We start from the raw sequence: 26,692 nt of genomic DNA, 5'->3' as shown, positions 1-26,692 counted from the left end.
GGCTGACCTGAGGTAAGCTGATTTGATAGCGGGCTGAAGCATTGCCATCACATCCAGCACTTAAACTATCTAGTTTTCCAATTTGCATCGTAAAGCGGGTGAACATTTTCCCCGCTTTTTGCTATCTTAATTAAGCACTTCAGCATGATTAACGCTCGTTAAGCATACATTTCTTTCCGTACACAAGGAGTCCCGGAATGAATAAACACACCGCCCTCGCCACCGTGCTTTTAGGCGCATTCATCTGCAGCGGATTATATTTGCTCGGTACCAGTATCGGTAACAGCCTGTTAGCCATGAAAGCCATGGATCGCGTCGTTACCGTGAAAGGATTAGCCGAACAGGAAGTAAAGGCCAATATTGCGATCTGGCCAATCACTTTTAATGACGTCGATAACAATCTGAATAATCTCTATGACTCAGTTCAGAAGAAAACGGAGCGAGTCAGGCAATTTTTGTTAGCTCAGGGATTCAGTGGCAATGAAATCAGCGTTTCTCAGCCGTCTATTGAAGATCGACAAGCGCAGGGCTACGCCGATCCCAATGTAAAATTTCGCTATAACGCCAAAGTAACCGTATCGATTTATACCCAGCAGATAGAGAAAGTCTTAGACAGCAGGAAAAAACTGCTGGAACTGGCGAAGGATGATATCGCGGTGGCACAAAATTATGGTAACGGCACTGAATTCATCTATACCGAACTCAACAGCATCAAGCCACAAATGGTGCAGCAGGCAACCGAAAACGCACGAGAGGTGGCAGAGAAATTCGCCCGTGACTCTCAATCGTCACTCGGGAAAATTAAGAATGCCAGCCAGGGGACCTTTTCAATCAGTGATCGGGATAGCAATACGCCATACATTAAGAAGGTTAGAGTGGTGTCTACCCTCACCTACTATCTGAAAGACTAAGTGAGTGTAGCGCAATCATGATTGCGTTTTTTCGTTTCTAATTCAGGGTTTACTTAATTTTTTATTTTTTCGCGTACGCTGTTGCGTATTGAGTTACCATCCATTAGAATTTTCTCATAAATGTGATGCCGTGAGATAAATACCTATGCGAGGACTGTTGTTGACCACCATGATGGTGGGGTTCGGATTAGCTGTCAGCCCTGCGGTGAACGCCGCAAACAGTGATGTGGCAACGCTGACTGTCGTCTCTCAGAAAGCCCCACATATGCTGGTGTTGGACGGTACACTGGAAGCTGTAAAGTCCGCTACCGTTTCCGCCCAGACCAGCGGCCGGATTGTAAAGCTTAATTTCGACGTGAATGATCTCGTCCCGGCTGGTGCGCCGTTATTAGAGATCACCAGTAAGGAACAAGGGGCGGAGCTGGCTGCAGCCGAGGCTGACTATGCCAAAGCACAAGCACTCAACGTTGAAGCGCAAAAGACTTTGGCGCGTTATGAAAAATTGTTCCCACAAGGAGCAATTTCTAAAGGAACCATGGATCAGGCTATCGCCAATGCCAAGTCCACCAAGCAAGCCGCCAGTGCGGCCAGTGCGCAGGTGACCAAAGCCCGTGAGTCATTGAAATATACTGTGGTATCTGCACCTTATGCTGGCGTGGTGACTCAACGCCATGTTGAAGTCGGTGAAACTGTCAGCCCCGGTCAGGCACTCCTTTCCGGATATGCGACTGACAAGATGCGCGCCGTAATTCAAGTGCCTCAACGTTATCGTGGAGCCTTGATTAAAGCCGGAGCGGTGAAAGTGACCTTAGCAGATGGTCGAGAATTCGATGTTACCAACCCGGTGATTTTCGGTTTTACCGACACCCAATCGCATGCCTATAAAGTTCGCTTACCTTTACCTGATGATACCCCAGCCCTATTGCCTGGAAGCTGGATTAAAGCCCGGTTCCAAGTCGATGAGCGAGAAATTACCCTCATTCCACAAACTGCCCTTTACAGCGTTAACGAGCTGTCTGGCGTCTATCTCAAGCAAGGCGACAAGTTTGTACTGCAGCAAGTACGCTTAGGCGAAACTCGCGGTAATGATGTGGAAGTGCTGGCAGGATTGCAGGCTGGCGACGTGATTGCTACCAATGCCTATCAGGTGTTGCTCACCCATCCTGTACAGCAGTAAGCGGGAGTTAAGGCTATGAGTAAAACTACAGGAACAGGCATTTCTGGCCGGGTTGCGGCCAAGTTCCAGAACAGTGCAATTACGCCTTTGCTGGCGCTGCTTGGCCTACTGATGGGGGTGTTTGCCATCATAGTGACACCGAAAGAGGAAGAGCCGCAGATTGATGTGACGTTTGCGGATGTTTATATCCCCTTCCCCGGTGCCAAGCCTTCTGAAGTTGAACAACTGGTAACCCTGCCTGCCGAAGAAGTGATTTCCCAGATCAAGGGCATTGACACTCTGTATTCATTTTCCCGCCCTGATGGCGCACTGATCATCGTCATTTTCAAAGTTGGCGTGCCACGCAATGACGCCATCGTTAAGCTGTATAACCAGATCTATTCGAATCTAGACAAGTTGCCAACTGCAGCCGGTGTGGGTCAGCCACAAATTAAGCCCATGGGCATTGATGATGTCCCCATCGTAAGCCTGACGCTGTGGTCGGAAGATCCAAAGATTTCTGCAGAGCAACTGACCCATGTGGCACACGGGATGGAAACCGAGCTGAAACGTATTCCCGGTACTCGTGAAGTAACCACAGTGGCGCCGCATGATTTGGTGCTGAATGTGCGTATCGACCCACAGCGGATGAATTACTATGGGGTCAGCTACGATAAGATCCGTACCGCGCTGTCGGCCAATAACTCAGTTTCCATGCCAGTATCGCTGGTACAGGGCAATCAGGAAATCAAGGTGCAAGCAGGTCAGTTCCTGCAATCGGTCGATGATGTTAAGCAGTTAGTCGTCGCCGTCAATACTGACGCCAACGGCCATGCTGCACCGGTCTTTTTGTCAGACTTGGCTGATATCAGTCTTAAAGCAGACATCCCCACCGCCAGTGCCTGGCACTACAACACCCAACGTGATGGCAACAAGTTGCAAGCAGGAATATTCCCAGCGGTGACGATTTCCATTGGGAAAAAACCTGGCGAAAACGCAGTGGATGTAGCCAATGAAGTGCTGGCTAAAGTTGCGCAAACACGCAATGTGCTCATCCCCGAAAAAGTGAATATCACGGTTTCGCGCAACTATGGTGTGACGGCAGCGGAAAAATCCAACACCCTAATTTTCAAACTGATTTTTGCAACTACCGCTGTAGTTATCTTGGTATTGTTCACCATGGGCATGCGCGAAGCCCTAGTGGTGGGTGTGGCGATTGGTATTACCTTGGCCATTACCCTGTTTGCCTCTTGGGCATACGGCTTCACGCTCAATAGGGTGTCGCTGTTCGCGTTAATTTTCTCCATCGGCATCTTAGTGGATGACGCTATTGTGGTGGTGGAAAATATCCACCGCCATATGTCGATGGGTAAACGTTCCTTTGCAGAACTCATTCCGTTAGCCGTGGACGAAGTCGGTGGACCGACCATTCTGGCGACATTCACCGTTATTGCCGCACTACTGCCTATGGCATTTGTGTCTGGATTAATGGGCCCATATATGAGTCCAATCCCGATTAATGCCAGCATGGGGATGTTGATCTCCTTGTGTGTTGCCTTTGTTGTCACCCCTTGGCTTAGCCGTCACCTGTTAAAGGCGCATAAGGCAGATGACGCATCCCATAATCCGGATTCAGTGAATCCGAAAATGCTCAGCATCTTCACCCGTTTGATTAAACCCTTCCTTGACAGCCGTAAGGCGCGTTTAGGTTTGGCGGGGGGCGTAGCAGCACTGATCTTGATGGCAGTTGCATTGCCAGTAGCGCAATTAGTGGTGCTCAAGATGCTGCCATTCGATAACAAGTCTGAGTTTCAGGTGATTGTGGATATGCCGGAAGGCACACCTGTGGAACAGACCGAAAAGGTGCTAAAAGCATTATCGGGTTATCTGGCAACGGTGCCAGAAGTGCGCAATATGCAACTGTATGCGGGGACTCATGCGCCTATCAACTTTAACGGATTAGTACGTCATTATTTCCAACGCAGCACCCAGGAAGCGGGAGATATTCAGGTAAACCTGACTGATAAGCATCATCGCCATCGTGATAGTCATAACATCGCCTTGGCGGTGCGAGGACCGCTGCAGAAAATTGGCGATAAATATCAAGCGAATGTCAAAGTCGTGGAAGTGCCTCCAGGTCCACCCGTATGGTCACCGATTGTGGCCGAAGTTTATGGACCAAGCGAATCCATTCGGGAGCAGGCTGCCCATGAGTTAATGGATCTGTTCCACAAAACGAAAGACGTGGTGGACATTGATATTTACCTACCGGCAATGCAGCAGAAATGGCAGGTCAGTATCGACCGTAGCAAAGCCAGTCTGTTGGGGGTGCCTTATGCCAATATCGTTGACTTAGTGGCAACCTCTGTCGGTGGCACTGACGTCAATGTCCTGCACAAGAACATGCAGAAATCTCCAGTACCCATCCGTTTGGAGCTGAACGAAGCCGACAAACCGGATCTGACCCAGCTGTTATCAATGAAACTTGATAGCCAATTCGGGGGTACCGTGCCATTGTCAGAACTGGTAACCGTTCATAAAGGCAGCATTGACATGCCAATCATCCACAAAAACATGATCCCAATGATCATGGTAGTGGCAGATATGGCGGGGCCATTGGATAGCCCGCTGTACGGTATGTTTGAAATGGCATCGAAGATTGACAGTCCCAACGGTTTGGGTTTTGACCAGTATTACATCCACCAACCCGATGGTTTGAATGCCGTGAGCGTGAAGTGGGATGGAGAATGGAAGATCACCTACGAAACCTTCCGTGACATGGGCATTGCCTATGCTGTCGGAATGATCGCCATCTACTTGTTGGTAGTGGCCCACTTCCGTTCCTATCTGGTACCGCTGATCATTATGGCTCCTATCCCATTAACCATTATCGGGGTAATGCCAGGACATGCGCTTCTAGGGGCTCAGTTCACCGCCACTTCGATGATCGGTATGATCGCCCTCGCCGGAATTATTGTGCGTAACTCGATATTGTTAGTGGACTTTATTAATCTAGAGACGGCCGCAGGCAGACCGTTTGAAGAAGCGGTGATCCATTCTGGTGCGGTGAGGGCAAAACCCATTATTCTGACGGCACTCGCCGCGATGATCGGTGCCACCTTTATTCTGGATGACCCGATATTTAACGGCCTGGCCATCAGTCTGATTTTCGGTATTTTTATCTCCACCCTGCTAACGCTGGTGGTCATCCCAGTACTGTACTACGCTGCCATGCGTAATCGTATTGGTCATTTAATCCAAATGGCCGAAGAAGCCAAAGGAGCTTAATATGTCTGTAGAACGTGCCACGATGGCGTTTGCTGGGTTTATGGTGATGTTGTCACTATTGTTGACTGCCACCGTACACCATAATTTTTTCTGGTTGACCCTGTTCGTCGGTGCCAACCTGTTCCAGAGCGCTTTCACTCGCTTTTGCCCAGCTAGTATGCTGTTTCATAAGCTGGGATTGAAAACTGAGGCAGAAATTGCTCAGGGCAAATAATCGGAACCAGTTGTTATGTTGAAAATTAGTTTATTGGTCGTCATTGCTGTGGTGTTGTTTGTCAGTATGCGGGCTTTTGGCCGCAGTAGTGAGCAAGATCCAGCGACAGCGTTCGCAAAAATTGCTCAGGGCGCCACGGTCATTGATGTACGCACAGCGGAAGAGTTTGCTGCCGGACATCTGCCAGAGGCACACAACATTCCCTATGAGCAGATTATTGCTGGGGTAGAAAAGCTTAATATTGGCAAAGACCAGCCGGTCGTTGTGTATTGTCGTAGTGGTCATCGAGCAGGTATTGCCAAAACGGCGTTGGAAAAATCAGGGTATACCCAGATCTACAACGCTGGTGGTTTGCAAAAATTACAGGCATTTAAACAAAAAAATTAGGTTGGCTGGTCGCATTAGCTAACAGCGTTAAACCTCATACTGCAGAGGAACTCGTGCTAAACTAGCAACGTCTTCTTTCATCAGTATGAGGTTTTCTTTTGAGCACTTCCGCAGATAACAACGCTTCTAGCCATAAAGATCCATTGCATGGCATCACGCTGGAAAACTTACTCAAAGCGTTGGTGTCGCAGTATGGCTTTGATGGGCTCGCCGCGCAGATCAACATTCGCTGTTTCAGTCATGACCCCAGTATTAAGTCCAGTTTGAAATTTTTGCGTAAAACCCCGTGGGCGCGCGCTAAAGTAGAACGGCTTTATCTGACCATGCAAGGGTTACCGATCCCCGAGCATCTGAAGCACCCCGAGGCCAGCGCTGACAAAACCCCCACAACAAAACAGGTCAATCGCGATATTTGGGGCAAATAGTCTCACTGAATCTTTTAAGGCAGCCAAAATCGTGATCTATCTGACACTCCATGGTAAAGAAAAGTCAGCTTTGCAGAGTCCCTATCAAGTTTGTGATTAAGTGGCCGTTGTCCAGGTAACCAGCACCTATTGTATTGATGACCCTAAGGGGACAATTAGATGAATATTAGCGGACTTAATCAACTCAGCAGCCAAAGCAGTAGCACCACGTCTTTTAGTGTCACTATCACCACCGAAGATGATTCGACAACGACCACACTTGCCACTGAAAGCAGCGATAGCAGTGATACGCAGGACACTGTCACCATTTCAGCAGATGCGCTGAAAGCACTATCTGCTGACAGTGGTGCAACGCTGCACAGCAATGCCTCGCAGGCGTCAGAAGCTAAAGGCACCGCAAAAGCCAGCAGCAGTGATAGTAGCCAAGATAGCACTGACCCTGTGGCCAAAATTGACCAGCAGATTGAAAAGCTGCAACAGCAACTCGAAGAACTACAGCAGCAACTTCAGGCACTGAAGGGTGATAATTCTGATGAAGCAGATGCGAAACGTCAGCAGTTACAAGGACAAATAGCTACCGTCAGCGGCCAAATTGCCTCGCTGAACAATCAGAAATCTACACTCCAAAACCAGGATAGTACCAGTGCGTCCTGACAAGCATCATCTGCAGCAACTATGTTTGTTGCTGCAGATATCCCCACAATGGCTTAAACCTATCGGATTCGGATTAACCACATAATTCTGACCGATATGCAGCTCGTCCCCTACGCCACTGGACGCTCTTAATATTTTCAGTTGAGGCCGGTTATGTTTGAATCCTAATATCACTTACCAACTGGGAGTGTGCATTCTTGAAAAGGCTTGCTACATCAAATTCAGATTACTGCTCGACAGATCAATAGACTCAAGCAAGCGGTAATAAGCAGATAAACGGCCTAGAAACTCGCCCGCCTTGCATGAAAGTTTAGTCGCTATTGCTATGCGCTAAGACTCAGTCATAAATGCCTAACATCGGTTCGAGGTGTTCAAAACTTTCATCCATCGCATAGGCGCGAGAGATATAAGGTACTGAAACATGGCCATAACGGAACGACAGCTGAGCCTCAGCGATTTCTTCACTATTTTTCGCAATCGCAGCCTCATATAAAGCGGCGACAAGCCCACTTCTATCCGCGCCCGCCCGACAATGAATTAATATTGGCTTTTCTGCATGTCTGAGCAGATAAATAATCGCTTGCGCATCCGTATCCGATAAATCGCGGCCATCTGACATGCCGAAATTGATATGTTTAATGTTTAATTTTTGGGACTCGGCAATTTCATTGTCATACCATAATTTCCCCTTGTGCTCACCACGAAGGTTGATAATGGTTTTAATGCCATAAATCTTTTGATAGTTCGCGATATCTTTTAGCGTTGGTTGAGCGGAACGATAGAGTTCCCCAGAGATGACCGTATGAAAATTTCCGGTTATTCGCAAAAAACCGGCATAAAGTCCTAATGAAGCCAGTGCGATAATTAACCAAAATGTCGATCTTAGTATCAGCATACGGACTAGCGACATCTTGCGCGCATTTAACTTGGCGGTTTTACCGGAATTAAGCATATGTGCTCCACATCTAAACCTGCTAAGCAGAATAACGCGTGTTTATGACAGTATTGATTTCAATAAAACATGCCGTTATCAGCCAACTGCTAATGCAAAGTACCGAGCAAACCTTAAGGTCTTCTGAGCATTTCAATAAAAAGCATGAAAACAGGTCCTAATGAGATGCTTTGGATTACTCCCCCAATCCTAAAGATAAAGGTTTGAAAAAAATCATCGCAATAAACTCAATATGCTGCCGAAATTACATGTTAAGCTGTTGATTCGATTATTAAGTCCTTTTGATGCTGTCTGGTTACGCATTTCCAACAGGACTCAACATTGGTTTAGTTTTCGTTTCCACCTAAATAAAACAATAAGTTATATACATTCATCTCTGGCACTACACGACATAGAGGCGTTATGATAGGCACGTTTTTTAAGTATCTTTCAGCGACGGTTGCAATCAGCACAACCGGTTTCGCGCAACCCGTTTTGGCAGCATTACCGGCAACAACCGTAACCCCAAAAGTGCTCATTGTGACCATGTTTGGCAGTGAAGCAAAACCTTGGGAACAGCACGCTAAGTTTACCCATACCTACCCATTACCGGGCCTCAGTGCCGATTACCCCGATTTAAAATGTAATGATCAAGCTGTATGTATGCTGACAACCGCGATGGGGTATGCCAATGCCGCCACAACGCTGACATCGGTGGCTTTTAGCAGCCAACTCGACCTACGCCAAACCTATATCATCATCGCCGGTATTGGTGGTGTCGATCCGCAAAAAGGCACATTGGGCTCGGCGCACTGGGCTCAATATGTGATTGACGGCGGACTGGTACATCGAATTGATGCGCGGCAGATGCCCAAAGAATGGACCACGGGAATGTTTGCCTTAGGCACCATTCACCCCGGAGAAAAGCCGAAGTGGCATGCAGGCAGTGAAGTGTTCGAACTTAATGGCGCTTTAGTCAATAAAGCCTATATGCTGAGTAAAAATGTTGAACTGCTGGATACCCCGGAAGCTCAGGCCGATCGAAAAATGTTTCCTGTGGGTTCTGTTGCTACCAAAGCTCCGTTTGTGTCGGTGTGCGACACGGTTTCCGCCGATACCTTTTGGGTGGGTTCCGCCATTGCCAACGCCATGGACCAATACGCAAAGCTGCTGACAGATGGCGCCGCTGATGTGTGTACCTCACAAATGGAAGACAATGCCAGTTTGACAGCTTTGAAACGTGGTGCAGATGCAGGGAAGCTCGACTTCAACCGCGTACTGGTACTCCGTACAGCTTCCGATTACGACCAGGAAGCACCTGGACAAACTCCGGTGCAAGCGCTGGCGGCTAACGGTAGTGGGTATAAGCCTGCGGTTGTCAATGCTTACCGCGTTGCCGATGCGGTAACCCAAGATATCATTGCGCACTGGGCGCAATGGCAAGACGGGATTTAATTCGCTATTAACGATAAAGGCCGGATAATCCGGCCTTTATTCACAACCCTCGGAAAGTTAATCCTGATGTTCCTCAAAATAGGAATCCGGAATTAAATGCCCTAATTCGTGAGATTTGGTTTTCAGGTAAAACTCGTTGTAGCGGTTTTTACCTACTTGCAGCGGCACCCGTTCCACGACTTCGACGCCAATATCCTTCATGGCTTTCATCTTGCGCGGATTGTTGGTCATCAGCCGTACTTTGTGGACGCCGATCTTTTCCAGCATGGGGGCAATCATATCGTATTTGCGCATATCGGCCGGGAAGCCTAACTGCTCATTTGCTTCAACGGTATTGGCTCCTTGATCCTGTAATGCATAAGCACGGATTTTATTGAGCAACCCAATTCCCCGCCCTTCCTGACGCAAATAGAGAATAAAACCGCGACCTTCTGCGGCAATGTTCTGCATCGCAGTTTGCAATTGAAAACCACAATCACAACGCAAACTGAAAAGTGCATCACCGGTGAGACATTCAGAATGAATACGTCCTAGCATTGGCTCTTGCGCATTCAACTCACCATAGGTCAATGCCACATGTTCCTTGCCAGTTTCAGTGTCTTCGAAACCGTGCATTGCAAAAATACCCCAAGGCGTTGGTAGCTTGGCAGTGGCAATATATTTAATTGACATCGATTAACCTTAACTACTGCTCTCATTCCATGAGACGGTTAATGTCTCTCAGCATAGAGACTTACATATACATTGATTCAGGCGGGCCATTTTAGGCTGTTTCACGTTAAATCGGAATACCTGTAGCAAAGGCTTGTTCTACTTTAGAAAAGCACTGCCGCACAGTTAGTAACCTGAAAACCGTTGATTGTGCAGTATAACAATTTCCGGCTATGACGGCAGTGGTTTGTGAATGCAAAAAATGACGGCTATTTTTCGATATAACCCATCAAATTGCGGAGTGTCATTGATGCTCGTGCAGATGATGCACAATCTGGTTACTGGAACCACGATAAATCAATGATGGATCGGCCAGCGTTTGCTCAAATTTGCCATCAATCAACACATCGATATAGGGCAAAACAGAACGTTGCGCTGCGTTCAGCTCACTTAATTTATAACCGGTCCACAGCCAGACATCCTTGCCATCACATTCCTGTCTTACGCGCTTGAGGAGTTGCAATACTGCCGGGACATTAGCTGGAAACAGTGGGTCACCACCAGAGAGTGACAGACCGCGACGGTGTATGCGGCTATCGTTTAAATCCTTAATAATCTGGTCTTCCATCTTTTTATCAAACAGATGACCAGAACGAGGATCCCAGGTGGACTGGTTATAACAGCCTCGGCACTGGTGCTCACAGCCGGAAACAAACAGGGTGCAGCGAGTACCGGGACCATTGACTACATCGACCTGATAATAACGATGATAATTCATGATATTGTCCTCTGGTGCGCCCGCTCGGGCGCACCTGGTTGTACTCAAAGATGTTTTACACGACGTTTTACTTCTTCCTGCTTGCCTTGGTTAAAGGGTCTGGCATCAGGACTCCCAAGGTATCCACAGACACGACGGATAACAGACACCCGAGCCGGATCATGGTTGCCACATTTCGGGCACACAAACCCTTTACTGGTACAACTGAATTCTCCGGTATAGCCGCAGTCGTAACATTCATCAATAGGCGTGTTAGTACCGTAATATGGCACGCGGGTATAGCTATAATCCCAAACGTTTTCAAGCGCTTCTACGTTACGTTGCATATTGGGATATTCGCCGTAACAGATGAAACCGCCATTTGACACTTCAGGATATGGCTGTTCAAAGTCGATCTTGTCATACGGATTAACTGACTTTTCAACATCCAAGTGGAAGCTGTTGGTGTAATACCCTTTATCGGTAACACCAGGCACCATGCCAAACTCTTTGACATCCAGTTTGGCAAAGCGGTTACACAGGTTCTCACTCGGGGTGGCATACAGGCTAAAACCGTAGCCAGTTTCTTCTTTCCAGCGCACTGTGGCAGCCTTCAGATAGGCGACAATTTCAACGGCTTTCTGACGCAGAACTTCACTGTCATACACGTGGGTCCCGGTGCCATACAATGCGTTGATCGCTTCATGAACACCAATATAGCCCAGTGAAATAGAGGCGCGACCATTCTTGAAAATATCGGCGATACAGTCATCCGCTTTCAGGCGAACCCCGCAAGCACCTTCCATATACAGAATAGGCGCTACCCGCGCTTTCACATTTTGCAGACGTTCAATACGGGTATCCAGTCCCTTACGGGCAATGGCCAGCCGTTCATCAAGGATCCGATAAAATGCGCTTTCATCACCGTTAGCTTCCAATGCAATCCGCGGCAGGTTAAGACTAACAACCCCCAGATTATTCCGACCTTCGTGCTGCAACTCGCCATCTTGTTCATAAGCCCCGAGGAAACTACGGCAACCCATAGGGGTTTTGAAGGAACCGGTCACCCGCACAACTTCATCATAATTGAGGATATCGGGGTACATGCGCATAGTGGAACATTTCAGCGCCAATTGCTTGATGTCGTAATTGCAATCACCCGGCTTGTGGTTAACGCCATCACGAATCGCAAAAACCAGTTTCGGGAACACCGCAGTCTTATGGTTTTTACCCAGACCTTCCATACGGATTTTCAGAATGGACTCTTGGATCAGGCGTGACTGCCAGGATTTGCCCAAGCCGAAGCCAAGCGTCACAAATGGAGTTTGCCCATTAGCCGTATGCAGGGTATTAACTTCATATTCCAATGACTGGAATGCGTCATGACACTCTTTTTCAGTGCGTTCTTCCGCATACGCGGCAGCATTATTAATGCCCCACTTCTGCGCTACTTCCATATGCTTTTCGTAGCTTTTTGTCACGAATGGCGCCAGTACTTCATCAATACGGTTGATAGTAGTACCACCGTAAATATGGCTGGCAACCTGAGCAATAATCTGCGCAGTAACTGCGGTCGCAGTCGAAATTGATTTTGGTGTTTCAATTTCGGCATTACCCATTTTGAAGCCATGATTCAGCATGCCACCTAAGTCAATTAGCATGCAGTTAAACATTGGGAAGAATGGCGCATAGTCCAAATCGTGGTAATGGATTTCACCGCGTTCATGCGCGTCAACGACGTCTTTTGGCAGAATATGATGCTTGGCATAATGTTTAGCCACAATCCCCGCCAACAGGTCACGTTGGGTCGGGATCACTTTGGCATCTTTGTTAGCGTTTTCGTTGAGCAGTGAGGTATTGGTCTGCTCAACCAAGCCACGAATTTCAAGGCTCAGTTTACTGCCGGTTTCACGGCAGATATCGCGGTCGTGGCGATATTCAATGTAGGCTCTGGCGACAGACTTGTATGGACCATCCATCAACAAGTTCTCCACCCGATCCTGTAATTCCTGGATTTCAACCTCAGCTTTATCTTTAACAGCAGCTGACACTACCGCAGCCAGCGTGGCTGCATAGTCATCATCGTTAATACCACAGTGCGTCGAGGCTGCAAGCACCGCATCCCGGATTCTATTTTCATCGAATTGAGTACGACACCCGTCCCTCTTAATCACTACTGGCATAATCTTCACTCCCTTATGATTGTAATAACCATATATAGTGCTCATTTTTTAGCTAACCACTATATGTGGTAAGATTAGGCTACAAAAACACTAAAGGGATATTGATCTGGATCATGTAAAAGGACAGCTTTTACCACTTGGCAAAATTTGTTGTTGGCGTCCGCTGATTGTGACTAATTACTACTTGACCGGAGAGTCAGTCAACGATAGTGACGCAAAAAAAGCGAAAAATATGTGATAAAAAACACAGCAACCGGTCACGGTGACCGGCGGCGGACGTCATTGGCTAAAACCTCAACACTCGCCGAGTACCGCATCAATGAGATGCGCTGACTGTCTGACAGCGGCTTCTCCAGCAGCAATGGCTTCTTTGGCATGGTGAAATTCCATCGTCCCGATATCGGCAACATTAGGGACAACAAAAATATCTGGGGGATCACCCACTAAGCGCGCCCGCTTATGGCGCTGTTCCAATATATCCATAGACTGTGACATTACCGCCAGCATACCGGGTTCGGTTTTGTTGCCACGAGAAAATTTATGGGAAAGCCCAGCGACGTAGTCCTTACCCTTGGCCCACAGATCCATAAAACCAGAATCACCATGAGCTTCTGAGTTGGCCGTTTCCGTTACAATCTGCTGCTGTGCTTTCATGCTTTGGACATTGACCGGCAATACCTGCAGTTTTTCGCGATGATATCCGTGTAAATCAACACCAATCACCACCTGACACCCCATGGCGCGCGAGACAGACACCGGAATGGGGTTTACCACCGCACCATCCACCAGCCAGCGTTTTCCCTGCCGCACGGGTGACATAATGCCCGGCATCGAGCAAGATGCTCGAACCGCTTGGCGTAAATCACCACTGCGAAACCACACTTCCTGGCCGGAATACAGATCAGTGGCCACTGCGATAAAAGGCTTTTTCAAATCTTCTATCAGTAAATCACCAATGCGGTTTTGGATCGCATCAAAGACTTTATCGCCGCTGATCAGCCCGCCGCGACGCCAGCTGATATCCATCAACCCAAGCACATCCCAACTGGAAAAACTGCAAACCCATTCTTCCAGCTCCTCCAAACGATCGTTAGCATAAGCTGCGCCGACTAAAGCCCCCACAGAACAGCCGGCAATTTTTTGTGGATGGATCCCCATCGCTGCCAGCCCTTTAAGTACGCCGATATGCGCCCAGCCCTTTGCTGCTCCGCTGCCTAATGCAATCCCTATTACCGGTGAAGCGTCTACCATGTGCCAATAACTCCCGTATGGTGATGCAGTTAACGAACTATTCATGCATTCTATCGGGGCGATAAATTCAGATTCAAGAATCTCCGCCACAACTAATGAGAAAAATCTAGCTAAGCTAAGATCAAAACTGCCTAACACGGTAAAACCCGCTATAATATGCCCCCGCAGAATTTTATGGAGACAACCTTTGCAATTTACCGATTTTTCATTGGATAAGCGCCTGCTGCAATCTCTGAAGCATTTGGGGATTGAACAGCCGACTGAAATCCAGGCTGATGCAATTCCTGTTGCGTTGGCCGGACGAGATCTGATGGCGTCATCCAAAACCGGCTCAGGTAAAACGTTGGCGTTTTTACTGCCGGCATTGCAAAGACTGATGTCTACTAGAGCGCTCAGTAAACAGGATCCACGCGTGTTGATCCTGTTACCCACCCGAGAATTAGCCAACCAAGTGTATAGTCAGTTGCGGCTGCTGGTGGCCAATACTCAGTACAAAGCAGTGAGTATTCTCGGGGGCGAGAACTTCAATGATCAAGCTAAAGCGCTGGCACGTAATCCCCATATTATCGTGGCAACGCCGGGGCGTATTGCTGATCACCTGCAGCAACGTCATCTGTATCTTAACGGATTGGAACTCCTGATCCTTGATGAAGCAGACCGGATGCTGGATTTGGGGTTTGCCCCGCAACTCAGGGCCATTCATCAGGCAGCGGATCACCGGCGACGTCAGACACTGATGTTTTCTGCCACCTTGGATCATCACGATATTCACGAACTGGCGCTAGAACTGCTCAATAATCCTGAACATGTCGCAATTGGCTCCAGCCATGAAACGCATCAGGACATTCAGCAACGTATCTATTTGTGTGACCATCTTGATCATAAAGAATCGCTGCTGCTGGCACTGCTTAAAGCCGGGTCACACAAGCAAATAATGATTTTTACTGCAACGCGTGAAGACACCGAGCGCTTGGCAACCGAACTGGTACACCAAGGTTATTCAGCCACCGCGCTCAGCGGTGAATTGAAACAAAGTACGCGTAATCAGATCATGGATCAGTTCAGCCGCGGTCAGCAGCAAATTCTGGTAACGACCGATGTTGCCTCTCGCGGACTAGACTTACTTAACGTATCGTTAGTGATCAACTTCGATATGCCGAAGTTCGCGGAAGAATATGTCCATCGAATTGGCCGCACCGGCCGCGCGGGAGCAAAAGGCGATGCCATCTCCTTAGTGGGACCAAAGGATTGGGAAGCGTACATGCGTGTGGAAGCGTTTCTGTCACAGCCACTAGCGACGGCGACAGTTGAAGGGCTTGAACCGGTATTTAAAGGGCTGGCACCGAAAAAGCCTCAAACTAAACGTCGAGTAGCGACCGAGCCTGAAGTATGGAAAAAGGCGGCCGCCAACAAATCACGTAAACCGCAGTCTCGGGATAAACGCTTCCTGACGGCGGTAGATGCAGGGGATACACCAATGCGTCGTAAACCTGCACCGGCAAAAACGCCGAACAACAACGAATCTGAAGAGTAATACGGCTGTCGCCGTTCTTGAATGCAAGGATATTTATGCGAGTCTGTGGTGTTGAACTAAAAGGCAGCGAAGCTGTTATCTGTTTGGTGAGCTACAAAGGGGATAGCTATAACGTCCCAGAATGTCGTCGGCACTCTTTTACATTAGAGGATGCCGCGAGTCAGGAAGCTATTCGTGAATTCCATTTTGCCTTCCATAAATTGTTGGAAGACTATCAGGTGGATGAAGTAGTGCTCATTGCCCGGGAATACAAAGGTAAATTTGCCGGGAGTGCCAGCAGCTTTAAGCTGGAAAGCGCCATTCAACTCAGCGACAAACCCGTTGCGATGCTGACACCACAAGCGATACGCGAGCAAAACAAGCGGAATCCACCATTGGTAGAATTTGCCGCTTTGGAGCTGCGTAAATTCCAGCAATCCGCATTTGAAGCAGCTTATGCCTACCTGACCCAGAAACGTTTCGCCAAAGACTGATGGCAACAGACTACCTGGCACATTACAGCGAGGAGGTGCGCGCCAAGGTGACGGCGCTGCACCAACAAGGACTGTTACCGCAGTTTCTGTTAAAACGCCACCCGGAAGTCCATCAAATCCGCTCTGACCGCGCCCTTTATGACTTCACCGTGGCGCTGAAAAATAGTTATCTGAGAAAATCAGCACCACTAGCAAAAGTGTGTTTTGACGACAAAATAACGTTGAGTCATCAGGCCTTGGGGTTACACACATATGCCGCACGGCGTCAGGGTAACAAGGTCAAAACTAAGAATGAAATTCGTATTTCCTCTCGCCTCAAACGGGCACCAGAAGCGTTTTTACGGATGCTAGTGGTGCATGAACTGGCACATCTAAAAGAAAAAGATCACAACAAATCCTTCTATCAATTGTGTTGTCATATGGAGCCAGAGTATCACCAGTTGGAGTTTGAGCTGCGTGTGTATCTGATGCTGGCCGACGAAGGTATCGACCCTTATGAGGGCGAATTATCGAGTTAACACCATCCGCTGTTGTAAATGCGGGGCAATCATTTCACTTGTGGAGGCTCGCACCTCGCGTCATTGGCTGACAAATTAGCCGCTTGTACCGTTATTGCATCAACGACAAAAACAATAAAGGCCACCGTTTGGTAGCCTTCGCTTTAAATCGTTAACCAGTTAACCCAGATTCATCATATGTTTTCGGGATGCCACCAACTGTTCAAACGCTTGCTTGTCCTTACCCGCCAAATGACCTGCCATGGGGATCTGCGCCGTCATCGGATTCACCGGACGACCGTTAATGTGAAATTCATAATGCAGATGCGGCCCGGTAATACGGCCGGTTGCCCCAGATAAGGCAATCACCTGACCACGGCTTACACGCTGACCTTTATGCACAAGGGCTTTGGAGAGATGCAGATAACGTGTGGTGTATTTGCTATCGTGTTCAATCACAATGTACTTACCGGCATAGGGATGGTTGGTCACCAGAGTGACGACACCATCACCGGTGGCAACCACTTTAGTGCCTACAGGTGTAGAGAAATCGACGCCGTTATGCGGCGCGATACGTCCGGTGACCGGATGAAGTCGATGCGGGTTAAACGCGGAGCTGATGCGATATTGCTTCAGCAATGGTAAACGCTGAAAGGCACGTACCAGACTCTGGCCATTTTCATCGTAAAAGTTACCATCACTGTCCTGAAACGCCGTCACTCGGCTGCGGCCCAAATTGATGCTAATCCCCAGAAGATGACTGACACCGGTCGATTCGCCGGCCACATATTGATCATTTAGCAGCACAGAGAAGTTATCACCGGCCCGCAAATCGCGTGCGAAATTAAGTTTATCTTTCAACAACATTTCAATGCGTTGAATTTCAGCAGCACTCAAACCCACTTTTTCAGCAGAACGGTAAAAAGATCCCTGAATATCACCGCTGACAATACGATCCTGCCAATCTCCGGGAATATTGATCTCGTTTACTTCATAGCCACCTTCCGGGTAGCGCGTAAACACCACCTGGCGAGCCGCGTTGAAGTACAACTCTAACTTTGTGAGATTTCCCTGCTCATCCTGCCAGAAACTGATGCGGTTACCCGGCATCAGCGTATCTAACGCCAACACGTCAAGATCGGCCTCCAGTACTTTGTACATGGTCTGCTGATCGACGCCTGCCTCAGAAAACAGCGCACTGAGCGTATCGCCAGAGGTAATGGTGTGAACATAGGAAGGTTTAGCAATATGGGGGGCAGTGATGGGAGCCGGGTTAGTCAAAATGGACTCAACATCCAGCGGAACCGCGACACGTTGTGGACTAAATTCCTGACTGGCTGGCCATAACATCGCGATACCGATAGCCAGACCGCCAGTTAACAACAGCTTTTTATGTAAAGAAGGAAGCGCCTGCAAACGCATCATCGGGTTAAAATTCAACCATGATATTTTCTCAGTCTGCAACACTTCTCTCCCATGCCACTGCCAATAAAAGCCCCTTAAATTGAAGGGGAACGCCAAAGTTATATCAAAAAAAGGGCAGGATACAAGGGTTAGATGATATGTCTGTCACATTAGATACAATTTTCACCAGTTTTCAGGCATTCTCAAGGTGTCACAACCCTGATATGACTGCCTCTCACCTGTTTGGCGATATCGATACGCGTCGTTATCTGCTCTTTCATTTCAGATACATGTGAAATAACACCGATCATACGACCGGTGGATTGCAGATCGATTAGTGTGCGAATTGCCAGTTCCAATGAATCCTGATCCAAACTTCCAAACCCTTCGTCGATAAATAAGGTATCAAGACGAATCCCGCCCGCATAAGCCTGTACGACATCCGACAGTCCGAGCGCTAATGCCAGTGCCGCCATAAAACTCTCGCCGCCGCTAAGGGTTGCCACAGGTCGCACTCGAGAACTGTACGCATCTTCCACTTCCAGTTCCAGCCCTGACGCCTTGTTGCCTTTTGCCCGATCTTCTTTACGTAGCAAGCGATAACGTCCTTTGCTCATCAACGCCAGTCGTTCGCTCGCTTCTAGCAGCACATCGTCGAGCAAGACACTCAGCACAAACCGTTGCAGGCTGAGTTTGCCCTGATTATTGCCGTTAGCCACATCGGCTAAGGTACCCACCACAGCATATTGCTGTTCCAGGAGTCGTGATGCTTGCGCTTCCTGTTGTAACTTGTCTGCGGCGCGCTGGAGATTGGCCATCTGCGTGTGTAACTGTTGCCAAGCGGACTCTGCTTGTTGCCAATGACGCTGAGCATTAGTTAACCGTTGCTCCAATGTCGGCAGATCCGGTACGGCGCTCTCCTGAAGCTTCTGCTGTAACGCCTCTAATTTACCGATGAGTTGATCTCGCTGTTTTTCCCAGTCGCGCAATTGTTGTTCCAACTGCGCCATCGCAGCACTGGCTAATGTGGCATGTTCCAACGCCGTATTATCGTTAAAACCTGCGGCCTGTAACTGCTGCAGGAATTCCGTTTCAGCCTGTTGCTGATGGACTTTCGCTGCATTAAGCCGCTCCATTCTGCTGTTGGCCTCACTATCGGCCTGTGTTGCCGCAATACTGGCTTGTTGAAAGTGCTGTTGGATCAAATCTATTTGTTGCGCCGCTACGGTTAACTGCCCGGCAATATCGCTGAGAGCTTGGGTCAGTTTCGCCTCCGCCGTCACAGCATCCAGTTGTTGGAACTCCTGGGGTAACTGGCGTTGCTGTTCGCTGAGAATACCGTGAATATTACTGGCGTTACGTTGAAGTTCTGCCGATTGCAGCTGCCACAGTTCCAGTTGCTGCTGCGACTGCTGCATGTTGAGCTCCAACGTTTCCAGTTCACCTCGCCGAACTTCCAGTTGTTCGGTCGCCTGCTGCGCTTGTTGCAGTGCGATACCGATGTTATCCAGCATGGTCTTGGTCACCGCAACATTCTGGTCAGCCTTACCTTCGAGCTGTTGCTGCTGCACGGTTATCTGTTCAGTCAACGGCTGCAGGCGATCCCGCAGACTTTTGTACTCACTGCGGATATTGTCATATTCCGTACGAGCCAACTCCCATTGCATCTGCGCCTGGTCCAACTGTTCGCTTGTGGGCAACGACTGCTGACTGTGCGCCGGTTGTGGATGCTGCCGACTACCACAGACTGGGCAAGGCTGATCAGCCGTCAATTCTTTGGCCAAAATAGCGGCCTGACCTTGATGCCAGGCTAATTGCAACTGCTTATATTCGGTTTCCGCCTGTTGCTTCTTGTCCCGAGCCAGCTTCCCTTGCGCCTCGGCGACATTTAACGCTTGTTGCAACTGTTGCTGTTGCTGGTTCAGCTGATCCAGTTGCTGGCGCTGTTCCAGTTGCCGACTCAGCGCATACTGTTGTTGTTGCAATGCCGCCATTTTAGAAGCAACCGCCGACAGCTTAACGATCTCGGCATTAAAAGCGGTTTTCTGTTGCTGTTGTTGTTGCAGCAGTTGTCGCTGCTGTTGCTCAGAAGCTACAGCCGCCTGGATCTGGCGTTCCAACTGTTTTAACTGCTGATGCTGTGCGCCAAGGTTATTTAATAATGGCTGTAACTGTTGATATTGTTGCAATTGCAGTTGTAGTTGCTGCTTCTGAGTCTCCAGAAGCGGCAGCTTAGCCTGAGCGGTTACCGCCTGCTGCAACACGGCTTTTGCTTGTAATTGTTGTTGCTCAGCGTTGACTAATGCCTGCTGTGCCTGAGTCAGCTCCAGTTGCCATTGTTGCAGTTGATGTTTGGCTGGCTGCAGTTTTTCAGCGCGCCGGGCCAACTGCAATTGTTGCTGCAGACGCAGTTGCTGCGGCTCTTGCGCGGTAAAGGCATCAGCTTGCTGTTGCAGCTTTTGCCGTGCATCGAATTCTTTTGCCAATGTTTTCGCGGCTTCCAATGCCTTTAGTGCTTGTTCCTTCGCGGCGACAGCTTGTAGCTTAGCCTGTTCTGCCAGCGCCAACGGTGCCGCCAGTTCACAGAGGGTTTGCTGTAATGCTTCAATAGACTCGACACCTGCGGTGTCCAAAATGCCTTGTCGCCGCTGCTGCATATCACGCGCCTTGGCTTTGATGTCCAACGCTTGTTGCTTCAAACGCTCTTCAATACGACTATAGATGTGTGTCTGAAATAGCTGACTGAATATTTTTTCCCGCTCTTTAGAATCAGCCAGCAGTAGTTCCCGGAATTTCCCTTGCGGCAACACCATTACCTGGCGAAACTGATCGACATCGAGTCCGGTGAGGTCCTCCACCATGGCGGTGGCATCGGTTACCTTATTGGCGACGAGTAATTCCTCTTTGCCATCCTCATGGATCCGCAAAAGTTCTGCTTCACTTTTTTGCAGGGTGAACCCATCACCGCGACTTTTAGCGCGTTGTTGTTCCGGTACTCGCCGAATGCGGTAACGCCGGTGTCCCAGCTCAAAACTAAAAATGACCCGGGTGAGCAATTCATCATCAGCATAATCGCAACGCATCTGGCTGCCTTCGCGCTCATTGCCAGTTGTTTTGCCATAGAGCGCAAAGCAGATGGCATCAAGAATGCTGGTCTTGCCTGCGCCCGTTGGCCCATTGATCAGAAACAGTGGGTTATCACCCAAACCTGAAAAATCGATGTGCTGAGTATCGGCAAATGGCCCAAAAGCACTCATCTCCAGCGTCAGCGGCTTCATTGCAACTCCCCTTTATGTAGTTCATCAATCAGGGAAGTCATCATCTGCTGTTGCGCTTCAGTCATTGGCGCACCAGCAACCTGGCCGAAGAAATCGCTGAACATCTCCAATTCGCCTTTTTTAATTCGCTCTCGCCCGCTTTCTTCACCTTGTTGCCGGGACATCAACCCCGTGCGCTCAAGATGTAGCACATTCGGATAGCGGCTACGCAGTCGTCCCATCGGATCAAGCAGAGCCTGAGTGTCACTTAAACGTACCATCAGATAATCTTCAGGGGTGGGATCGGATTTTGCTGCCAGCAGCAGGTCTTCCAGAAAGCCCTCGATGACCCTGACATCTTTTCGCGGTGTGATTGGCAGCTGCTGGATAATAGGTGGGCGCCCCGCCTCCAACTCTACGAGAGTCACTGATTTTTTCTGTTTGGCTTCGCTAAATGAATATTTCAGGGGCGAACCAGAATAGCGGATATGCGCTTCGCCGCGATACTGAGGGCCATGCAGATGCCCTAAGGCGACATAATCAAACGGTTGAAATAGCGTGGGATCAATTCTGTCAGCACCACCAATGCTTAGCGGCCGTTCAGACTCTGATTCACTGCCACCATCCAGAAAACAGTGCGCAACTACAACTTTGGGAAGCCCTTGACTGTCATGGGTCATGACCTGTTGCAACATCACTGCCATTGCCTGTTGATGCGTTGAAATGTCATCATCCTGCAGCAAATGTCTAACGACCGCCGGTTCTGCATATGGAATCGGATAAAAAAAGCAGTCACCCAACTGTAACGGCTGCACCGTCGCGCAAAGAGGGCCATAGATATGCAGCCCGCTACGGGACATCTGCTGTGAACCAAATCCTAAGCGTTCATGACTGTCATGATTTCCGGCAATCAACACAACCGGAATACCATGCTCGGTAATCATTCGATCTAAAAAATGGCTGAGCAGCTCAACCGCACTGGCCGGAGGAATGGCGCGATCATAGATATCACCAGCGATGATAAGCGCATCAACCGCTTGAGAGACGGCAAGTTCCATAATCTGCTCAAGCATATGTGCCTGTTCATCCAGCAGCGGCTCATTGTGTAGTTGCCGCCCTAAATGCCAGTCGGAAGTATGGATGAATTTCATCGACAGTCCTTGTTAGCTGTAATCCCGTACGACTCAAAATAATCCGAGATGATATTGCTCCGTCAGCAACTTGATACTCATCGCCAGCGACATCGTCACCACTAATGGACGAATGATTTTAGTGCCCTTGGTCACCACCAAACGTGAGCCCAAAGTCGCGCCTAACGCCTGCCCTGCCAGCATCACCAGACCGAGCAGCCACACCACCTTTCCACCCAAAGCAAAAAACAGCAGCGACGATATATTGGTGGCGAAATTCAACACCTTAGCGTGAGCCGTCGCTTTAGCGAGCCCAAATCCAGCCAAGGTAACAAATCCGAGGGCAAAAAAACTGCCGGTACCGGGCCCGAAGAAACCATCATAAACACCAATGCCTAAGGCCACAGTAAATGCAAATGCGGTGGGGTTTAACACTCGGGCACGATCACCGTCCGTAATTTTTTTTGAAAATAAAAAATAACAGCCAATAGCAAGAATAAGAAAAGGCAAAATCATCTTCAAGACACTGGCATCCACCATCTGCACCAGCGTAGTTCCTGATGCCGCCCCCACTAACGCACAGGCAATCGCTAACTTCATTTCATTTACATTAACCATGCCTTTTCGCACAAAATAGACACTGGCAAAAAAGCTACCCCCACAGGCCTGAAGTTTATTGGTGGCCAAGGCCGCAGCGGGCGGTAAGCCTACCCACATAAGCGCCGGAATGGTTAATAGGCCACCGCCGCCGGCAATCGAGTCAATAAAACCAGCGACCAGCGCCACCGAAAACAAAATTGAAGCGAGTTGCAGGGTTAATTCAATTTCCATCTTAGGTTGTTATCAGAATATTCGGGCAAGAAGGTTATTAGACGGTGTTTCAACGTAAAAGGCAAAGGGAACGACATAACAAAAAAGCCACCCTTAGGCGGCTTTCCGTACTGATGCTTTGGGCAATTTAGTGATGACAGTGTTCGTCACACTCGTGATCATCATCGTCATCGGCGAATTCGTCGCCGTCCTGATGTTGCATCACGCCCCAACCATCAGTCATACCATCAAATTCTGCCGCAAAGTCATTAAGTTCTGTTTCTTTAGCGACAATGGCATCATAATCCGGCACCATTTCAACAGACACAATAACTTCCCACTTTTCGATCTCATCATTGAAGCTGAGTTCGACATCATCACTGTGACCGGCCGCAATCAAATCCTCAAGCGCTGACTCGGCATCACGTTGTTCTTCAAACACCAGAAAAAAATCAATCGCCATAGACTGCGACAGATCCATGCCGGAATCACTCATTGCCTGCAACATCTGGCCATTATCATCATCAGGGAATTGCATGTTTATCCTCTCTCAGGCAGCAGCTACAACTTGAACTTGCTTACCTTGGTACGACACTAGATCGCCCGCCAGCAGTTTTTTGCGTTTTCGGGTTTCTACTTCGCCATTGACTGTGACCATACCTTCAGCAATGACATGTTTTGCTTCTGCGCCATCGGCACATAAGCCTTCCACTTTGAGAAGCTTAAAAAGTTCGATAAACTCTTCGTCAGCTCTTAGGGAAAATTCTGGGATTTGTGACACTCTGTTTGGCCTTATCAGAAAAACTGTCGGCAATTATATCAAGGCAAGCTATAACGCGTCATTACGATTGCATGAAACTGCTATATTCTTCTGCCAATAGTCCGTAATAACGCTCATCTAGCCATTCACCCAAAATTTTATGGTTGTGGCGTAGTAGTCCTTCTTGTGTAAAGCCGCACTTTTCCAGAACGCTGGCGGATGCGAGATTTTCTGACACACAACGCGCCACAACCTTATGGATATCTCGTTCGTGCCTGGCCCAGCGCAATAATAATTTGAGCGCTGCTGTTGTATAACCTTTGCCCTGCTGACCGCTTGCCATCAGGTAGCCATCTTCCCATTGACCAAGGGCTTCATCAGTCAAACAAATTCCCATGAACCCGATAAAATCACCCGCGACAGACTCCACTACCAATGACATCCATTCGCCACACCGCGCTTGCATGCCTTTGCTGCGCTGCTGAAATTTATCCAGAAGGACCTCTGCTGTATCAACTTCACGGATGTATCGATTCAGGTGTGGATCCTGATTGATCTTTAAAAAGACTGGCCAATCTTGCGCTGCATCAAACGCAAACGAATACGTTCGTTTGCCACAATGGGATCTGAGGACACTGGAATCTCCTGCTTAATCCTTTGGGTTATTTGCCGCTATCACAGCTTACATCAAAAGCGCCGCTAGATGGCGGCGCTAACAAGATTAAGCCTTCTGTTGCGTTGCTATCCAATGATTGATTTTATCCTCCATCACTGCCAGCGGTAATGAGCCTGATGTCAGCATCTGATCATGAAATGCTTTCAGATCAAATTTATCGCCAAGCGCGACTTCAGCCTTGTGTCTCAATTCGAGTATTTTCAATTGCCCGACTTTATAAGATAACGCCTGTCCAGGAATTGCCATGTAGCGTTCAACCTCAGCAATGATGTCACTTTCCGCCATGGGTGAATTATCTTTCATATACTGAATGGCTTGCTCACGGGTCCAACCTTTGGCATGCATGCCGGTATCAACAACTAAACGCATTGCACGCAGCATTTCATCGGATAACTTACCGAAATACTGATAAGGATCGCTAAACACGCCCATCTCGATTCCCAGATACTCCGAGTATAGTGCCCAGCCCTCTTCAAACGCTGTATAACTGCCAAAACGCTGAAACTCTGGCACACCCGTCAGTTCTTGTTTGATCGATATCTGAAAGTGATGACCCGGCGATGCTTCATGTAACGACAAGGTCGTCATTCCCCACTTAGGCTGAGCCTTGAGGTTATAGGTATTGATGTAAAAAATCCCAGGTCGACTACCATCCACCGCTGGGGCTTCATAGGATGCACCGGCGGCAGATTGCTGCCGGAAAGCTTCTACAGGCTTTATCACATAGTCAGCTTTAGGCATTACATGAAAGTACTTAGGTAATACCGCATTGATACGCTGTTTAACGGCAGCATAGCCGTTAATCAATTCATCTGGCGTATTAAAAAAGTATTGAGGTTCTGATGAGAGTGAAGCGAAAAATGCTTTGAGATCACCTTGGAAGCCCACTTGTTGGCGCACTTTATCCATTTCCTGACGGATACGTGCCACTTCCTGTAAACCAATCTGATGAATTTGCTCGACCGGCATAGTTGTGGTGGTATGGTAATTAGCTAAATACTGGTACCAAGCCTTCCCATTTGGTAAATCCCAAAAGCCGGAAGAGTTACGAGCTGCTGGCAGGTAAGTATTATTAAAGTAATCACGCAAAGATTTAAAAGCAGGTAACAGTTCATCAGCGATCATACTGCGGTACTCTGCAGTAATTTTTGTTCGGTCTGCGTCTGAAAAAGTATCGGGGAACTGTTTTATTGGTGCGAAAAAGATACTGTCTTCAGGGGCATTGACGAGTTGGGCATCGAGTTGCGGGATAATCCGTTCAACCAAGACTTTTGGCAGTACCACCTTCGCTACCATGCCTTCATTCATCCGTTGCTGCGCCAAGGCCATCCATGTCACAAATCCTTTGACTCGCGAATGCCAGTTTTCATAATCGGTCACTGTCTTAAACGGCTGTGCGCTCTCCCCGCTGCCGAGCTGCACCATCGTGATAACAGTGCTGTAAAACTGACTAATGGGCATTAACCACCCCGGAAAAGCTTCCCCCTGCAATGCGATTTTTCTGTCATAGACGAACATGTCATAACTGAGTTGTAATTGAGGCGATAGCTGCTTACGGTCAATGAGCTGAACTTTAGCCAGATAATCACTATTGAGCTGGTGACTGGCTTGCAGATAGGTATCGGTCAAATCGCCACCAAAGTCGGCGTTATAATCGTTTACGCCGAAGAAAGTGGCATATAGCGGCTCTAACTTCAGATAGTCTTTAAAATAATCATCGACGACTTTTAAATACTGCTGCTCCACAACATGCACATTCGGCTCAGCTGCAACGTCTGTCTTTGCAGTATTGGCAGTTTCGGTTTTCTGATTGCATGCCGTTAAACCCAATGCCACAGCGATAACAGTAGAAAGGACAAGTCCCTTATTCATTTATGATAATTCTCCA

The 26,692-nt window shown here is 48.4% G+C and carries 23 protein-coding genes and 1 pseudogene; 11 read left to right on the top strand and 13 right to left on the bottom strand.

What is annotated here, in order from left to right; all coding sequences use genetic code 11:
- The first annotated feature begins 197 nt into the window (after positions 1–197).
- The 7 genes from PY479_RS04845 (at position 198) to PY479_RS04815 (ending at position 7,035) form a co-directional block, all read left to right on the top strand.
- Complete coding sequence (locus PY479_RS04845) at positions 198–911, top strand: SIMPL domain-containing protein (RefSeq protein WP_212593701.1); 714 nt, start codon at positions 198–200, stop codon at positions 909–911.
- Between the two features lie 169 nt (positions 912–1,080).
- Positions 1,081–2,088, top strand: a complete 1,008-nt coding sequence (locus PY479_RS04840) for an efflux RND transporter periplasmic adaptor subunit (RefSeq protein WP_212596613.1) — start codon at positions 1,081–1,083, stop codon at positions 2,086–2,088.
- Positions 2,089–2,103: 15 nt separating this feature from the next.
- Entirely contained in the window at positions 2,104–5,355 is a 3,252-nt protein-coding gene (locus tag PY479_RS04835; protein WP_275483052.1) for an efflux RND transporter permease subunit, read from the top strand.
- 1 nt (position 5,356) lies between these two features.
- Positions 5,357–5,569: a DUF2892 domain-containing protein gene (locus PY479_RS04830; protein ID WP_212593703.1), complete on the top strand. Its 213-nt coding sequence runs from the start codon at positions 5,357–5,359 to the stop codon at positions 5,567–5,569.
- Between the two features lie 15 nt (positions 5,570–5,584).
- The gene (locus PY479_RS04825) at positions 5,585–5,956 is read left to right on the top strand and encodes a rhodanese-like domain-containing protein (protein ID WP_212593704.1); all 372 of its coding nucleotides are present in this window, start codon (positions 5,585–5,587) and stop codon (positions 5,954–5,956) included.
- 98 nt (positions 5,957–6,054) lie between these two features.
- Positions 6,055–6,381 carry a VF530 family protein gene (locus PY479_RS04820; RefSeq protein ID WP_212593705.1) on the top strand — a complete coding sequence of 109 codons (327 nt, stop codon included), beginning with the start codon at positions 6,055–6,057 and terminating at the stop codon, positions 6,379–6,381.
- Positions 6,382–6,540: 159 nt separating this feature from the next.
- Positions 6,541–7,035: a FlxA-like family protein gene (locus PY479_RS04815; protein WP_212593706.1), complete on the top strand. Its 495-nt coding sequence runs from the start codon at positions 6,541–6,543 to the stop codon at positions 7,033–7,035.
- 337 nt (positions 7,036–7,372) lie between these two features.
- Here PY479_RS04815 and PY479_RS04810 read toward each other — a convergent pair whose 3' ends face one another.
- A complete protein-coding gene (locus PY479_RS04810) occupies positions 7,373–7,987 on the bottom strand; it encodes a tyrosine-protein phosphatase (RefSeq protein ID WP_212593707.1) in 615 nt (204 codons plus the stop codon).
- A gap of 402 nt (positions 7,988–8,389) precedes the next feature.
- Between PY479_RS04810 and PY479_RS04805 the strand changes: the two genes are divergently transcribed.
- Positions 8,390–9,421, top strand: coding sequence for a purine nucleoside permease (locus tag PY479_RS04805; RefSeq protein WP_275483051.1), 1,032 nt, complete (start codon positions 8,390–8,392; stop codon positions 9,419–9,421).
- 57 nt (positions 9,422–9,478) lie between these two features.
- Here PY479_RS04805 and ribA read toward each other — a convergent pair whose 3' ends face one another.
- From ribA to rssA, 4 genes are all read right to left on the bottom strand, one after another.
- Entirely contained in the window at positions 9,479–10,093 is a 615-nt protein-coding gene (gene ribA / locus PY479_RS04800; RefSeq protein ID WP_212593709.1) for a GTP cyclohydrolase II, read from the bottom strand.
- Positions 10,094–10,376: 283 nt separating this feature from the next.
- The gene (gene nrdG / locus PY479_RS04795) at positions 10,377–10,850 is read right to left on the bottom strand and encodes an anaerobic ribonucleoside-triphosphate reductase-activating protein (protein WP_212593710.1); all 474 of its coding nucleotides are present in this window, start codon (positions 10,848–10,850) and stop codon (positions 10,377–10,379) included.
- Positions 10,851–10,894: 44 nt separating this feature from the next.
- A complete protein-coding gene (nrdD, locus tag PY479_RS04790; RefSeq protein WP_275483050.1) occupies positions 10,895–13,012 on the bottom strand; it encodes an anaerobic ribonucleoside-triphosphate reductase in 2,118 nt (705 codons plus the stop codon).
- Between the two features lie 294 nt (positions 13,013–13,306).
- On the bottom strand, positions 13,307–14,263 hold the full coding sequence (rssA, locus tag PY479_RS04785; protein ID WP_212593712.1) for a patatin-like phospholipase RssA: 957 nt from the start codon (positions 14,261–14,263) through the stop codon (positions 13,307–13,309).
- A gap of 187 nt (positions 14,264–14,450) precedes the next feature.
- Here rssA and PY479_RS04780 point away from each other — a divergent pair, with 187 nt between their 5' ends.
- Genes PY479_RS04780 through PY479_RS04770 form a run of 3 tightly spaced genes read left to right on the top strand, consistent with a single transcriptional unit; the run spans position 14,451 to position 16,788 of the window.
- Positions 14,451–15,797 (top strand): DEAD/DEAH box helicase, encoded by a 1,347-nt coding sequence (locus PY479_RS04780; RefSeq protein ID WP_275483049.1) that lies wholly within the window; start codon positions 14,451–14,453, stop codon positions 15,795–15,797.
- A 35-nt stretch (positions 15,798–15,832) separates the two neighbouring features.
- On the top strand, positions 15,833–16,270 hold the full coding sequence (locus tag PY479_RS04775; RefSeq protein WP_212593714.1) for a DUF3010 family protein: 438 nt from the start codon (positions 15,833–15,835) through the stop codon (positions 16,268–16,270).
- Complete coding sequence (locus PY479_RS04770) at positions 16,270–16,788, top strand: YgjP-like metallopeptidase domain-containing protein (protein WP_275483048.1); 519 nt, start codon at positions 16,270–16,272, stop codon at positions 16,786–16,788. The genes PY479_RS04775 and PY479_RS04770 overlap by 1 nt, the downstream gene beginning before the upstream one ends.
- A 159-nt stretch (positions 16,789–16,947) precedes the next feature.
- Here the strand turns inward: PY479_RS04770 and PY479_RS04765 are convergent, their stop codons facing one another.
- From PY479_RS04765 to PY479_RS04730, 8 genes and pseudogenes are all read right to left on the bottom strand, one after another.
- The gene (locus tag PY479_RS04765; protein WP_212596614.1) at positions 16,948–18,231 is read right to left on the bottom strand and encodes a peptidoglycan DD-metalloendopeptidase family protein; all 1,284 of its coding nucleotides are present in this window, start codon (positions 18,229–18,231) and stop codon (positions 16,948–16,950) included.
- Positions 18,232–18,374: 143 nt separating this feature from the next.
- Positions 18,375–21,449 (bottom strand): SMC family ATPase, encoded by a 3,075-nt coding sequence (locus PY479_RS04760; RefSeq protein ID WP_275483047.1) that lies wholly within the window; start codon positions 21,447–21,449, stop codon positions 18,375–18,377.
- Complete coding sequence (locus PY479_RS04755) at positions 21,446–22,579, bottom strand: exonuclease SbcCD subunit D (protein ID WP_275483046.1); 1,134 nt, start codon at positions 22,577–22,579, stop codon at positions 21,446–21,448. The genes PY479_RS04760 and PY479_RS04755 overlap by 4 nt, the downstream gene beginning before the upstream one ends.
- A gap of 33 nt (positions 22,580–22,612) precedes the next feature.
- Entirely contained in the window at positions 22,613–23,389 is a 777-nt protein-coding gene (locus tag PY479_RS04750; protein WP_275483045.1) for a TSUP family transporter, read from the bottom strand.
- Positions 23,390–23,516: 127 nt separating this feature from the next.
- Positions 23,517–23,906, bottom strand: a complete 390-nt coding sequence (locus tag PY479_RS04745; RefSeq protein ID WP_212593719.1) for a ribonuclease E inhibitor RraB — start codon at positions 23,904–23,906, stop codon at positions 23,517–23,519.
- A 12-nt stretch (positions 23,907–23,918) separates the two neighbouring features.
- On the bottom strand, positions 23,919–24,149 hold the full coding sequence (locus PY479_RS04740; protein ID WP_275483044.1) for an RNA-binding S4 domain-containing protein: 231 nt from the start codon (positions 24,147–24,149) through the stop codon (positions 23,919–23,921).
- 61 nt (positions 24,150–24,210) lie between these two features.
- Positions 24,211–24,699: pseudogene (locus PY479_RS04735) on the bottom strand (GNAT family protein); the annotation flags it as partial.
- A gap of 150 nt (positions 24,700–24,849) precedes the next feature.
- Entirely contained in the window at positions 24,850–26,676 is a 1,827-nt protein-coding gene (locus PY479_RS04730) for a DUF885 domain-containing protein (RefSeq protein WP_275483043.1), read from the bottom strand.
- Positions 26,677–26,692: the final 16 nt, after the last annotated feature.

The sequence above is a fragment of the Shewanella sp. A32 genome (genome assembly GCF_029167175.1).
GTDB lineage: Bacteria > Pseudomonadota > Gammaproteobacteria > Enterobacterales > Shewanellaceae > Shewanella > Shewanella yunxiaonensis.
Note: the sequence above shows the minus strand (reverse complement) of the source record. Positions and strands in the feature narration are given on the sequence as shown.

What these genes read in the sequence shown, in the direction of transcription:
- PY479_RS04845 (WP_212593701.1), top strand. Translation starts at nt 198, where the DNA reads ATGAATAAACACACCGCCCTCGCCACCGTGCTTTTAGGCGCATTCATC.
- PY479_RS04840 (WP_212596613.1), top strand. Translation starts at nt 1,081, where the DNA reads ATGATGGTGGGGTTCGGATTAGCTGTCAGCCCTGCGGTGAACGCCGCA.
- PY479_RS04835 (WP_275483052.1), top strand. Translation starts at nt 2,104, where the DNA reads ATGAGTAAAACTACAGGAACAGGCATTTCTGGCCGGGTTGCGGCCAAG.
- PY479_RS04830 (WP_212593703.1), top strand. Translation starts at nt 5,357, where the DNA reads ATGTCTGTAGAACGTGCCACGATGGCGTTTGCTGGGTTTATGGTGATG.
- PY479_RS04825 (WP_212593704.1), top strand. Translation starts at nt 5,585, where the DNA reads ATGTTGAAAATTAGTTTATTGGTCGTCATTGCTGTGGTGTTGTTTGTC.
- PY479_RS04815 (WP_212593706.1), top strand. Translation starts at nt 6,541, where the DNA reads ATGAATATTAGCGGACTTAATCAACTCAGCAGCCAAAGCAGTAGCACC.
- PY479_RS04810 (WP_212593707.1), bottom strand. Translation starts at nt 7,987, where the DNA reads ATGCTTAATTCCGGTAAAACCGCCAAGTTAAATGCGCGCAAGATGTCG.
- PY479_RS04805 (WP_275483051.1), top strand. Translation starts at nt 8,390, where the DNA reads ATGATAGGCACGTTTTTTAAGTATCTTTCAGCGACGGTTGCAATCAGC.
- ribA (WP_212593709.1), bottom strand. Translation starts at nt 10,093, where the DNA reads ATGTCAATTAAATATATTGCCACTGCCAAGCTACCAACGCCTTGGGGT.
- nrdG (WP_212593710.1), bottom strand. Translation starts at nt 10,850, where the DNA reads ATGAATTATCATCGTTATTATCAGGTCGATGTAGTCAATGGTCCCGGT.
- nrdD (WP_275483050.1), bottom strand. Translation starts at nt 13,012, where the DNA reads ATGCCAGTAGTGATTAAGAGGGACGGGTGTCGTACTCAATTCGATGAA.
- rssA (WP_212593712.1), bottom strand. Translation starts at nt 14,263, where the DNA reads ATGGTAGACGCTTCACCGGTAATAGGGATTGCATTAGGCAGCGGAGCA.
- PY479_RS04775 (WP_212593714.1), top strand. Translation starts at nt 15,833, where the DNA reads ATGCGAGTCTGTGGTGTTGAACTAAAAGGCAGCGAAGCTGTTATCTGT.
- PY479_RS04770 (WP_275483048.1), top strand. Translation starts at nt 16,270, where the DNA reads ATGGCAACAGACTACCTGGCACATTACAGCGAGGAGGTGCGCGCCAAG.
- PY479_RS04760 (WP_275483047.1), bottom strand. Translation starts at nt 21,449, where the DNA reads ATGAAGCCGCTGACGCTGGAGATGAGTGCTTTTGGGCCATTTGCCGAT.
- PY479_RS04755 (WP_275483046.1), bottom strand. Translation starts at nt 22,579, where the DNA reads ATGAAATTCATCCATACTTCCGACTGGCATTTAGGGCGGCAACTACAC.
- PY479_RS04750 (WP_275483045.1), bottom strand. Translation starts at nt 23,389, where the DNA reads ATGGAAATTGAATTAACCCTGCAACTCGCTTCAATTTTGTTTTCGGTG.
- PY479_RS04745 (WP_212593719.1), bottom strand. Translation starts at nt 23,906, where the DNA reads ATGCAATTCCCTGATGATGATAATGGCCAGATGTTGCAGGCAATGAGT.
- PY479_RS04730 (WP_275483043.1), bottom strand. Translation starts at nt 26,676, where the DNA reads ATGAATAAGGGACTTGTCCTTTCTACTGTTATCGCTGTGGCATTGGGT.